Origin of the sequence: Sulfuriflexus mobilis (assembly GCF_003967195.1) — a bacterium.
Classification (GTDB): domain Bacteria; phylum Pseudomonadota; class Gammaproteobacteria; order AKS1; family AKS1; genus Sulfuriflexus; species Sulfuriflexus mobilis.
Genome location: NZ_AP018725.1, coordinates 1,253,017 through 1,265,102 on the forward strand (window position 1 = coordinate 1,253,017; position 12,086 = coordinate 1,265,102).

8 protein-coding genes are annotated in these 12,086 nt (G+C 54.2%); 6 read left to right on the forward strand and 2 right to left on the reverse strand.

Annotated features, from left to right (window positions below):
• On the forward strand, window positions 1–687 hold the full coding sequence (gene pgl, locus EL386_RS06335) for a 6-phosphogluconolactonase (RefSeq protein ID WP_126454519.1): 687 nt from the start codon (window positions 1–3) through the stop codon (window positions 685–687).
• Window positions 688–858: 171 nt separating this feature from the next.
• Entirely contained in the window at window positions 859–1,065 is a 207-nt protein-coding gene (locus tag EL386_RS06340) for an SAP domain-containing protein (protein WP_197722165.1), read from the forward strand.
• Here the strand turns inward: EL386_RS06340 and glgA are convergent.
• Both glgA and glgB read right to left on the reverse strand, forming a co-directional pair.
• A complete protein-coding gene (glgA, locus tag EL386_RS06345) occupies window positions 1,062–2,525 on the reverse strand; it encodes a glycogen synthase GlgA (RefSeq protein WP_126454521.1) in 1,464 nt (487 codons plus the stop codon). The genes EL386_RS06340 and glgA overlap by 4 nt on opposite strands.
• The gene (gene glgB / locus EL386_RS06350) at window positions 2,522–4,729 is read right to left on the reverse strand and encodes a 1,4-alpha-glucan branching protein GlgB (protein ID WP_126454523.1); all 2,208 of its coding nucleotides are present in this window, start codon (window positions 4,727–4,729) and stop codon (window positions 2,522–2,524) included. The genes glgA and glgB overlap by 4 nt, the downstream gene beginning before the upstream one ends.
• 403 nt (window positions 4,730–5,132) lie before the next feature.
• Here glgB and glgC point away from each other — a divergent pair, with 403 nt between their 5' ends.
• From glgC to EL386_RS06370, 4 genes are read left to right on the forward strand one after another with little or no spacing between them, the layout of a single operon-like run.
• Window positions 5,133–6,401: a glucose-1-phosphate adenylyltransferase gene (gene glgC, locus EL386_RS06355; protein ID WP_126454525.1), complete on the forward strand. Its 1,269-nt coding sequence runs from the start codon at window positions 5,133–5,135 to the stop codon at window positions 6,399–6,401.
• Complete coding sequence (locus tag EL386_RS06360) at window positions 6,391–8,100, forward strand: glycoside hydrolase family 57 protein (RefSeq protein ID WP_197722166.1); 1,710 nt, start codon at window positions 6,391–6,393, stop codon at window positions 8,098–8,100. The genes glgC and EL386_RS06360 overlap by 11 nt, the downstream gene beginning before the upstream one ends.
• Before the next feature lie 2 nt (window positions 8,101–8,102).
• The gene (malQ, locus tag EL386_RS06365) at window positions 8,103–9,596 is read left to right on the forward strand and encodes a 4-alpha-glucanotransferase (RefSeq protein ID WP_126454526.1); all 1,494 of its coding nucleotides are present in this window, start codon (window positions 8,103–8,105) and stop codon (window positions 9,594–9,596) included.
• Window positions 9,597–9,600: 4 nt separating this feature from the next.
• The gene (locus EL386_RS06370; protein WP_126454528.1) at window positions 9,601–12,078 is read left to right on the forward strand and encodes a glycogen/starch/alpha-glucan phosphorylase; all 2,478 of its coding nucleotides are present in this window, start codon (window positions 9,601–9,603) and stop codon (window positions 12,076–12,078) included.
• Window positions 12,079–12,086 lie beyond the last annotated feature (8 nt).

Consider the following 12,086-nt stretch of genomic DNA (forward strand, 5'->3'; position numbering starts at 1 on the left):
ATGCATCACTGGGCGACTTATCCCTCACTCGACGCGGCGGCCGTGGCCGCGGCTGATTATATCGCGGAGGCTATCGTCGCAAGTATTGGCGCGCGTGGCGCCTGTCATGTGATCGTCCCGGGTGGCACGACACCGGCCGGCTGTTTTACGCGGCTGGCAGAAAAGGACCTGCCATGGGATAACATCCACTGGTATCCCGGCGATGAACGCTGCTACCCGACAGGTCACCCGGAACGCAATGACGTAATGATCGCCGAACACCTGTTGTCACGTCTCGCAACCGTACACTTTCATCCCATGCCGGCAGAACTTGGGCCGGAGCAGGCCGCGGTGGCCTACCGCGAAATGATTAAGGGTATTGATGCCTTTGATATCGCCTTTCTCGGCATGGGTGAGGACGGCCACACGGCGAGTCTGTTTCCCGGCAATGCCGCCCTGCAGGAAACGACATCATCGGTAGTTGCCGTGCATGATGCACCGAAGCCGCCCACCGATCGAGTGAGCATGGGCCTTGCGACTTTGCGCCAGGCACGCCTGCGCGTGGTACTCGCCGCCGGCCCGGCGAAGGCGGCGATTATTCAGCGCATCCGCGAGGCTGAGGTGCTGCCCGTGAACCAGGTGGGCGATATACACTGGTTTGTTGATACGGCATGCCTGGAACATGCTACGCAGGCGGGCAGGGGATAATGTATGCACGCACGCGTGCAGGCTAGTGAGTTGTTACGGTGCATGGTATACACTTTTCCTGCCGTACCCGGGTTTACATGCGGGTAAAAAGGGGGAGAGGGTATTGGTGCAGTTTTTGCTGTGTTTTTAATGGTGATAGATAATTTTTTATTGCTACTGAAAGGAGGATACATGATGAATATGCAGGAAATACGTAGTGTGGCCAAGGACTTCGGGATCAAGACCGGGCGTATGAGCAAGGTACAGCTGATTCAGACCATTCAGTTAAACGAGGGCAATTTTAATTGTTTTGCCTCGGCCGTTGACGGCGAGTGTGATCAATCACAATGCAAGTGGCGCGAAGACTGTTTCGCCGCCGCGAAAAAACTGCACAGTTAAACCATCGCCTTGTCGCGGTCGGCCAGTGCCTGCTGGTAGAGGTCGATATAGTGACCGGCACTGGCCTGCCATGAAAAGTCACCGTTCATAGCGGTAAGTTGTAACTGACGCCAGCTATCATTCTGTGCGTACAGCTTCACTGCGCGTTTCAGCGTGGCGAGGAGTGACGCCGGGCTTTGTTTTGCCACAACAAAACCATTGGCCAAGGCCTTGTTGATATTTTTCTTATTCGCATCGACCACGGTATCGGCCAGTCCCCCCACATTTCTGACGATCGGCAGTGTGCCATAACGCAGGCTATATAACTGGTTCAGGCCACAGGGTTCAAAGGCCGAGGGCATCAGGAACAGGTCACTGCCGGCCTCGATCTGGTGTGAAAGCGGCTCGTTATAACCAATAATGACCTTGAGTCGTTCGGGGTGCCTGCGGGCCCACTCGGCGAGTTTCATCTCATAGCGAATCTCCCCGGTGCCGAGGATGACCAGTTGTACGGGCAGGGCAAGGATCCGGGGCATTGCCTGCAGGATGATGTCGAGCCCCTTTTGTTCGACCATGCGGCTGATCATACCGATGAGGGGGGGCGTGGCATCGACGGGCAGGTCGAGTTGCTTTTGCAGGGCGGCTTTGTTCAGCAGCTTACTATCGAGATGGTCCTGGTCATAACGGGCCTTGAGGTGCGGGTCAGTTGCCGGGTTCCAGATAGTGTCATCAATACCGTTGAGGATGCCGGTGAGACGTTCTTGCCGGTGTTGCAATAACCCATCCAGTCCATAGCCGTATTCGGCCTGAAGGATCTCTTGGGCATAGGTCGGACTGACGGTATTAATGCGGTCGGCAAACACCAGTCCACCCTTGATAAAGGACATCTGGCCATGAAACTCCAGCCCATCCAGCTGCCAGAGTCCGGCCGGTAGCTCAAGGTCGAGAAAGGTCTGATAATCGAACAACCCCTGGTAAGCCAGGTTATGCACGGTGAATACGGTTGCCGGTCGTTGCTTGTGCGAATGCAGTAATGCCGGTACCAGCCCGGATTGCCAGTCGTTGCCGTGCATGATGTCGGGTTGCCAGTCCAGGTTCAGCCGGTTGAGGGCAATATCGACCGCCACTTTACAAAATATGGCAAAGCGCAGGGCATTATCATGCCAGGGCTGACCATTGCTATCCATGTATGGCCCACCGGGCCGGTCAAAGGCCGCAGGGCATTGCACCAGCCACGTCGTGACCTCGCTGCCCGGCATCTGCGCCTCGAGGAGGGTGACGTCGAGATTATAATACGTGCCGCTGGCCAGTGGTCTGGCCTTTTTGACCTGCTGCATGACCTCCGGGTAGGCGGGCAGGAGGATGCGGACATCCTCTTCCAGGCCCTTCAGTGCGGTTGGCAGGCTGCCGGCGACATCGGCGAGGCCACCGGTTTTAATCAGCGGGAAGGCCTCGCTGCTGACGTACAGGACCTTGCTCATATCCTGACAAGGACCAGTCCGGCCAGTGGTGGCAGGTCGAGGCTCAGTGAGGCAGGCCGTTCCATCCAGGTACTGTTGTCGGCGACGATGAGATCATCACTGCCCGCGTTGCTGCCGGCATAATAGCCTGAGTCGGAGTTAAAAATGACCTTGTATTCCCCTGCCATGGGTACACCAATCCGGTAAGCATGTCGGATCACCGGCGTAAAATTCAGGACTACGATGATCGTTTCGCCATTGGCCTTTCTCATGTAAGAGAGCACGGACTGGTCCGTGTCGTGGCAGCTGATCCATTCAAAGCCATCGTGATCAAAGTCATAGTGATGCAGTGCGGTCTGTTGTGTGTAAAGTCGGTTCAGGTCCGTGACCAGTTGTTTGATGCCGGCGTGAAGCGGATATTGCAGGACATACCAGTCGAGAACGCTGTCATGGTCCCATTCATCACCCTGGCCGAATTCACAGCCCATAAACAGCAGTTTTTTGCCGGGGTAGGTGAACATGTAGGTATAGAGCAGGCGCAGATTGGCAAAACGCTGCCATTCGTCGCCGGGCATCTTATACAGCATCGAACTTTTGCCATGCACGACCTCGTCGTGTGAGAACGGCAGGATAAAATTTTCACTGAACAGATACAGCAGGCCAAAGGTAAGCTGGTCATGGTGATAGTGACGATGAACCGGGTCCAGGCTCATATAGTTGAGTGTGTCGTGCATCCAGCCCATGTTCCACTTCATGCTGAAACCCAGGCCACCGAGATTGACCGGGCGTGTTACCTGCGGCCAGGCCGTCGACTCCTCCGCCATCATGATACTGCCGGGATGGCGGGCATGTGTGACCGTATTCAGTTCACGCAGGAAGGCAATGGCCTCGAGGTTTTCATTGCCGCCATGTTGATTGGGCAGCCAGTCCCCATGCTCGCGTGAGTAATCAAGATAGAGCATGGAGGCGACGGCGTCGACGCGCAGGCCGTCTATGTGAAACTCTTCAAGCCAGAACAAGGCGCTGGCGAGGAGAAAGTTTTTGACCTCGTTACGACCGTAGTTATAAATAAGTGTGCCCCAGTCACGGTGTTCGCCGCGACGCGGGTCTTCGTGCTCATAGAGGGCGCTGCCATCAAAGCGGGCAAGACCGTGTTCGTCCTTGGGGAAGTGTGCCGGCACCCAGTCAAGTAACACGCCAATACCCTGCATGTGGCAGTAATTGACAAAATAACGAAAATCGTCGGCCGAACCAAAACGTCTGGTCGGGGCGAAGTAGCCAGTGGTCTGGTAACCCCACGAGGCATCCAGCGGGTGCTCGGTGATGGGCATAAGCTCAATATGGGTGAAGCCCATCTCTTGCACATAGGCGACCAGGCGGTGGGCGATTTCACGGTAATTGAGAAACTGGTTGTTTTCGTCGCGCTGCCATGAGCCGAGGTGACATTCATAAATCGACAGTGGGCTATGCAGCCAGTCCTGCTCCTGGCGACTGGCCAGCCAGGTAGTGTCCTGCCAGGCAAACTCCGGCGGCTCGTTAATCACCGAGGCCGTACGCGGGCGCAGCTCCATTTGTTGCGCATAAGGGTCGGTCTTGCTGAGCACCTCGCCGCTATGGCGGTTGCGGACCTCATACTTATAAAGGGCACCGTCTTCCAGGTCCGGGATGAACAACTCCCAGACGCCATTACCGCCGCGAGACGTCATGGGGTGACGCCGGCCATCCCAGTCATTGAAATCACCGATGACACTGACGCGCTCGGCATTCGGCGCCCAGGTGGCAAAGAGCACCCCATTGATGCCGTCGATGCACTTTTTGTGTGCCCCCAGGAGGTTATAGATATGAAAATGACGTCCCTCGGCAAACAGGTGCAGGTCGTAATCACTCAGCTGGGGGGAAAAACTGTAAGGGTCATGGTAGTCATGCCTGTCCTGGTGGGCATCGACCCGGCTTAGCCGGTAGTGTTCGGGGAGGGCCGCCAAATCACCGCGATAGATAAAAAAGTCTGTGCCGGGCACAGGCTGCGTCGCGACATCGAGGTCAGTTAGACTCAGTTCCAGGGTATCGGGCGAATAGAAGAGGATAAACGGCCGTGTAGAGCCGGCCTGTCTGCCAAGGATACAGGCCGGGTCATGATGCGCCGCACGGGCGATCTTGTCCATATCCGCCCGCAGCCCTTCAGGGAGGGTCGACGGCGTCTGCTTATTAGAAGATTTTACTCGCATCTGCGGGTATTTTCCTTGTTATGAGGTTAAGCATACACCGATTAGCCCTTATAAAACGTAGCGATGCATGTTCTAGGTATGTCGATGCAATTTTTGTGCAAAGAATTGTTGTATGCAAGAATTAGGTGATAAGTTGTATTTATTGACACTATAACTAATAACTCTTGGTAATCAAGCGCTATGCTGCATACATTGGTCATGCACCCTCATGACGCGGGTGCTTCACCCTCAACCAGTTTATGCACCTTAAAAATGCATTTTATGGGCGAGCACAGCAGTATTAACAGTTAAATCACAGTATTTCTGAGTGGCTCAATTTTTGCAAAAACATTAGTACGTTCAGCATCACGGATAGGTTCATGCTGAACGCAGCCATTTGGATAAAGGCACGGGTAGGGAAAGAATGAAGTCACACAAGTCACCACGTTTTGTTAGTAACCTGACCAGGAATACCCTGGCCCTGATCATGGCCGGTGGCCGTGGTGCACGCCTGAAACACCTGACGACCTGGCGCGCCAAACCGGCTGTCCCCTTTGGTGGCAAGTTTCGCATTATCGATTTCCCCTTGTCGAATTGCATCAATTCCGGCATTCGTCGCATTGGCGTGCTGACCCAGTACAAGGCGCACTCACTGATTTTGCACATCCAACGGGGTTGGGGGCATTTACGTGGTGACTTTGGTGAATTCGTGGAACTACTGCCTGCACAACAGCGGATTGAATCGTCCTGGTATTCGGGTACGGCGGATTCCATTTATCAAAACCTCGATATTATTCGCGCCCATTCACCAGACTATGTATTGATACTCGCCGGTGATCACGTTTACAAAATGGATTATGGCGCCATGCTTGCTAAACACGTGGAAAACCAGGCCGACCTGACCGTGGGTTGTATTGAGGTGACCCTGGACAACGCATCGGCCTTCGGCGTCATGGGTGTCGAGGAAGACATGCGCATCCGCAGTTTTGTTGAAAAACCGGATAGGCCAACCCCCATGCCGGGGCATGATGATCACGCACTCTGCTCGATGGGAATTTATATCTTTAATACTGAGTTTCTGTTTGAACAATTGATCCGTGATGCCGATACCCCAACCTCATCACATGATTTTGGTAATGATATCATCCCTGAGTCGATCAAGAATTACCGCGTTTATGCCTACCCATTCACGAATTCGGCCACGGGGATCCAGTCTTACTGGCGTGATGTCGGCACGGTCGATGCCTTTTGGGAGGCAAACCTTGAATTAATCGGCATTACACCGGAACTGAACCTGTATGATGATCAATGGCCTATCTGGACCAGCCAGGAACAACTGCCGCCGGCAAAATTCATTTTCGATGACGACGACCGGCGTGGTATGGCCGTGGATTCGATGGTTTCAGGCGGCTGTATTATTTCCGGGGCGCTGGTGCGTCACTCGTTGTTATTTTCCAATGTCAGTGTCGATGATTATTCCCGTATTGAATCATCCGTGATCTTGCCAGATGTAGAGATTGGCAGACATTGCCGGATATCCCATGCCGTGATCGACAAGGGCTGTGAAATCCCTGATGGTACTGTTATCGGTGAAAACGAGGTGGAGGACAGGAAGAAATACTATGTTTCACCAAAAGGTGTGGTGCTGGTAACGCCAGACATGTTAGGCCAGGAATTACATCATGCCCGCTAGTCTAAAGCCAAAGCGACCTTTGAATGTGGTGCTTTACTGGCATATGCACCAGCCGGACTACCGTGACCTGCGTAATGGTGAATACCATTTGCCGTGGACCTACCTGCATACGATTAAAGACTATGTCGATATGGTCGCACACCTGGAGAATAACGAGCAGGCGAGGGCAGTGGTCAACTTTGCACCGATCCTGCTCGAACAGATCGCCGATTACGCCCAACAGCTTGAGGATTACCTGCACCATGGCAAGGCCCTGCGCGACCCGTTGTTAGCGGCGCTGGCTGACCCGGTCCTGTATCTTGACCCTGACGCGCGTCTAAGGCTTATCAAGAATTGCCTGCGTGCCAACCGAGAACGGCTGATAGCACGTTTCGAGGTCTTCGATACCCTCGCGGAGATGGCGGAGACGGCGATAAAGGAACCGGCAAAACTCGCCTATTATTCGGAGCAGTACTTTATTGATATCCTGGTCTGGTATCACCTCGCCTGGATGGCCGAGACCGTGCGCCTGACCGACTCGCGTATCCAGACCCTGATGAAACAGGCCACGCACTTTAGCATTCACGACCGGCGCAGCCTGATCGAGGTGATCCATGAACTCATCGCCGGGGTCATCGGTCGCTATAAGTCCCTGGCCGAGGCAGGCAGGATAGAGTTGTCGATGACACCCTATGCCCATCCGATCCTGCCGCTGTTGATTGACCTGCAGAGTGCGCAACAGGCCATGCCGGAGATGGAACTGCCCCTGTCACCGGCCTACCCGGACGGGCTGGCAAGGAGTCGCTGGCATATCGATAAGGGTCTGACCGTGTTCAAAGATACCTTTGGTTTTATGCCGAGTGGTTGTTGGCCGTCCGAGGGTAGCATTAGTGCAGAAACCATCGAACTCATTGGTGAGATGGGCCTGAAGTGGCTGGCCAGTGGCGAGACCGTGTTGCGCAAATCCCTGAAAAAATCGGCGGCCAGTGTTGACGAATGTATTCACGAGGTTTGCCAATACCGGGACACTGAAGTGGCCTGTTTCTTTCGCGATGATGGCCTGTCGGACATGATTGGCTTCAAGTATTCAGACTGGCATGCCGACGATGCTGTGGCGAATCTCGTTCATCACCTGGAAAACATTGCCAAGAGTTGTGTTGCCAAGCCCGATGCCCTGGTCTCCATTATCCTCGATGGTGAGAATGCCTGGGAGTACTACCCGGAGAACGGTTACCACTTCCTCTCGGCCTTGTATGAGAAACTGGCACAACATGAAGGTATTCATCTGACCACCTATTCTGACTATCTGTCCACGCATACACAGCGCGTACGCCTCCCGGAAGTGGTCGCCGGCAGTTGGGTCTATGGTACCTTCTCCACCTGGATTGGCGAGGCGGACAAGAACCGGGCTTGGGATATGCTGGTGGAAGCAAAGAAGGTTTATGACAGGGTCGCCAAGGAGGGCCAGTTAGATGAGCAACAATTACATAGTGCAACGATGCAACTGGCAACCTGTGAAAGTTCTGACTGGTTCTGGTGGCTGGGGGAATACAACTCGGCTGAGTCGGTGGCGGCATTCGATGAGCAATTCCGCATGCACTTGAGTAACCTCTATCAGATACTCGATGTCAGCCCGCCGGACTACCTGGCCAGGGCATTTTCATTCGGTTGTGGTGCGCCGGCAATGGGTGGTGCAATGTTACCCGGCAAGCAACAATAGGTATGGCCGCCGCGCGCAACGCCGCCAGTATCTTCGCCGAGCGCAGTGCCGGGATATTGCTGCACCCGACCTCGTTGCCAGGACCACTGGCCAATGGTGATATAGGCCACGATGCCTATCGCTTTATTGAGTTATTACATCAATGCGGAGTCAAGGTATGGCAAATGTTGCCGCTGGGGGCCACGCATGAAGACAAGTCACCTTACCAGTGCCTGTCGGCGCATGCCGGTAACCCGGCACTGATCAGCCTCGACTGGCTGGTTGACCGCGGCTGGCTGGATCGTAAACGGATAAAGGTGGCAGAAACGGATGATAATTATCGTTCGCAATGCCTGTTGCAGGCTGAGTCTCAGTTTTATACACATGCAGGTGAGGAGTGGGCATCGCGGCTGGCTGCCTTCAGGGAGGAACACGTCGCCTGGCTGGAAGACTATGCCTTGTTCATGGTCCTGAAGCAGAAATACCAGTGGCAGCCCTGGTTCACCTGGCCGGCGGTGGTTCGTCACCGTGATGTCGAGGCCATGCGGGAAGTCAGCCTGGAACTGGCCGACGAAATGGCCCAGGTGATTTTTGAACAGTTCGTGTTCTTTACCCAGTGGCACGAGGTGCGCGCCTACGCGGCGCGTCACAATGTGAAACTGTTTGGCGATATGCCAATCTTTGTTGCCCTTGACAGTGCCGATGTCTGGGCGAAGCGCAGCAACTTCCTCATGGACGATGACGGCGAGATGAGCTATGTCTCCGGGGTGCCGCCGGACGCCTTCTCCGACACGGGCCAGCGCTGGGGCAACCCGCTGTATGACTGGGCATTCATGCAGGCGAATGACTTTGACTGGTGGAAGAGTCGCTTTGCTACCCAGGTAGAATTATTCGACCTGGTGCGCATCGACCATTTCCGTGGCCTTGATGCCTGCTGGATGATCCCGGCCAGGGAGGAAACGGCAATTCATGGTCACTGGGAAGATGTACCGGGTGAGGCCCTGTTATCCGCCTTGTTTGCGCACTTCCCGAATTTGCCACTGGTGGCCGAAGACCTGGGGGTGATCACCGATAAGGTCATTGCGCTGAAAGAGGCCTTTGGTCTGCCGGGGATGAAGGTGCTGCAGTTTGCCTTTGACGGCAATAATAAGAACCCCCACCTGCCACACCGGCATCGCCGTGAAGACCTGGTTTATACCGGCACACACGATAATGATACGACCCTGGGCTGGGCGAAAGATAAGAATAGCTATAACCAGAAGTTTTTTAAAGACTACTCGGGTTGCGAGAGTGACCTGGCTGAGGACAAGTTGCTGGCCATGCTGCGCATGGCCATGAGTTCCGTCTCCTTCCTGTGCGTGTTGCCTATGCAGGATATGCTGATGCTGGGTTCAGAGGCGAGAATGAATGTGCCCGGCACGGTGGGGGGCAACTGGCAATGGCGATTTGACTGGCAACAGCTCAAACCGGCGATGATTGAAAGAATGAAGGGCTTGATCAGCCTGTACCAGAGGTAAGTGTATGTCGACCAAAAAACCAGCATGTGATATCAAAATTCCGCCAATGGAAAAACTGCCCACCGATAGTGCAGCACTGGCCAGTGACTTTCAGCGTTACCTGACCCGTTATCTCGGTCGTTACCTCGGTTGTGTGCCCTTTTACCTCTATGAGGCCATGTCGTATACGATTCGCGACAGGGTGATGGCCGACTGGCGTAGCACCTGGCGGCGTTATGAAAATAAAGGTGTCAGGAAGGCCTATTACATGTCACTCGAATTCCTCATTGGCCGCTCGCTCGGTAATCATATTCTCAACCTCGGGCTGGATAGCGAATCCGAGATGGCCATGAATACCTTTGCCCTGGACCTGGAAGAGGTCACCAGCGCGGAACACGATGCCGGGCTCGGTAATGGTGGCCTGGGACGACTGGCGGCCTGTTTTATGGATAGCTGTGCGAGCCTGAAGCTGCCGGTGATCGGTTATGGCATTCGCTATGAATACGGCATGTTCAGGCAGGAGTTCGACAATGGTTACCAGATAGAAGAACCCGACCACTGGTTGCGTGACGGTAACCCCTGGGAGCTGGAGCGACCGGAATATACGCAAGTTATCAAGTTTGGCGGTCGGTTGGAGTACATCTCCGACATCAATGGAGGATCTCGCCACCTGTGGCTGGACACGGACGATGTGCTGGCGATCCCCTATGATGTGCCGATCTCTGGTTACAAGAATAACACGGTGAATACGCTACGGCTGTGGTCGGCCAGTGCCACCAATATCTTCAGCCTGGAAGACTTTAATGCCGGCAGTTATCCCGAGGCCGTAGAGGCGAAGAATGACGCCGAACACATCACTATGGTCTTGTACCCGAATGATGCCAGTGAGAACGGCAAGGAACTGCGCCTGAAACAGCAATACTTTCTTGCCTCGGCGAGTTTGCAGGATGTGATCCGCATGTGGGAGATCAATGAAGGCAATGACTATAGTCGGTTTGCCGATGAGAACGTCTTCCAGATGAACGATACCCACCCGACCATTGCCGTGGCCGAGTTGATGCGCCTGCTCATGGATGAAAAGGGCCTGTCATGGGATGAGGCCTGGGCCATTACCAGCAAGACCATGGCCTATACCAATCATACCCTGTTGCCTGAGGCACTGGAAAAGTGGCCCGTGTTCCTGTTTGAGCGCTTGTTGCCACGCCCCTTGCAGATTATTTATGAAATCAATGCGCGCTTTCTCAAGCAGGTTGCACGGCAGTGGCCGGGGGACACGCAGCGCCAGATGCGGATGTCGATCATCGAGGAGGGTGAGGTCAGGCAGGTGCGCATGGCCTATCTGGCGATTGTCGCCAGCTTCTCGGTCAATGGTGTCGCGGCCCTGCATTCAGATTTGTTGACCAAGGGCCTGTTCAGGGATTTTTATGAACTCTGGCCGGAGCGGTTTAACAACAAGACCAATGGTGTCACCCCCAGGCGCTGGGTGGCACATGCCAATCCAGACCTGAGTTCACTGATCACGGCGCAAATCGGCAATGACTGGGTGCATGATTTTTCGCGCGTGGCTAAACTCAAGGCGCATGTTGGCGACAAGGACTTTGCCGAACGCTGGCATACGGTGAAAACGGCCAACAAGAAACGTCTCGCCGCATTGGTGAAAAAACACTGCGATGTCGACTTTGATACCGACTCGATGTTTGATGTGCAGGTAAAACGTATCCATGAGTACAAACGCCAGTTATTGAATATCCTCCATGTAATCCATCTCTATGATCGGATTAAACGTGGTGATACCAAAAACTGGACCAATCGATGCGTATTGATCGGTGGCAAGGCGGCGCCGGGTTATCATATCGCCAAGATGATTATTAAGCTGGTCAATAATGTGGCCGATGTGATCAATAATGACCCGCAGGTTGGCAACCGCCTGAAACTGGCCTTTATCCCGAATTACGGGGTTTCCAAAATGGAGATCGTCTGCCCTGGCACGGATCTGTCTGAGCAGATATCCACGGCGGGTAAAGAGGCCTCAGGGACCGGCAATATGAAGTTTATGATGAATGGTGCCGTCACCATTGGCACTTACGACGGGGCGAATATCGAAATACTCGATGCCGTCGGTGAGGAAAACTTCTTCCTCTTTGGTCTCAAGGCCGAAGAGGTCGAAGCGCGTCGCCAGCATTATCATCCTCAGTCACTGGTCGATGAGGACGATGACCTTGAACGCGTCATGCACCTGCTACAGTGCGGACACTTCAACTCCCTGGAGTCAAAGATCTTTGATGAGATAATCGACTCGCTGTTAAACCCCCATGACCCCTGGCTAACCCTGGCGGATTTTAGAAGTTATGTTGATGCACAAACACGTGTTGCGGCGACGTATCGTGACAAGTCGGCCTGGTTGGCAATGAGTATCAACAACACCGCCAGCAGTGGTCACTTCTCCGCAGACAGGACCATAGGTGAATATAACGAGGATATCTGGAAGTTGACGAGTATATAGGCTACGTT

Coding starts and splice junctions, on each gene's coding strand:
- glgB (WP_126454523.1), bottom strand. CDS start 4,729: ATGCGAGTAAAATCTTCTAATAAGCAGACGCCGTCGACCCTCCCTGAA.
- EL386_RS06370 (WP_126454528.1), top strand. CDS start 9,601: ATGTCGACCAAAAAACCAGCATGTGATATCAAAATTCCGCCAATGGAA.
- malQ (WP_126454526.1), top strand. CDS start 8,103: ATGGCCGCCGCGCGCAACGCCGCCAGTATCTTCGCCGAGCGCAGTGCC.
- glgC (WP_126454525.1), top strand. CDS start 5,133: ATGAAGTCACACAAGTCACCACGTTTTGTTAGTAACCTGACCAGGAAT.
- EL386_RS06340 (WP_197722165.1), top strand. CDS start 859: ATGATGAATATGCAGGAAATACGTAGTGTGGCCAAGGACTTCGGGATC.
- pgl (WP_126454519.1), top strand. CDS start 1: ATGCATCACTGGGCGACTTATCCCTCACTCGACGCGGCGGCCGTGGCC.
- EL386_RS06360 (WP_197722166.1), top strand. CDS start 6,391: ATGCCCGCTAGTCTAAAGCCAAAGCGACCTTTGAATGTGGTGCTTTAC.
- glgA (WP_126454521.1), bottom strand. CDS start 2,525: ATGAGCAAGGTCCTGTACGTCAGCAGCGAGGCCTTCCCGCTGATTAAA.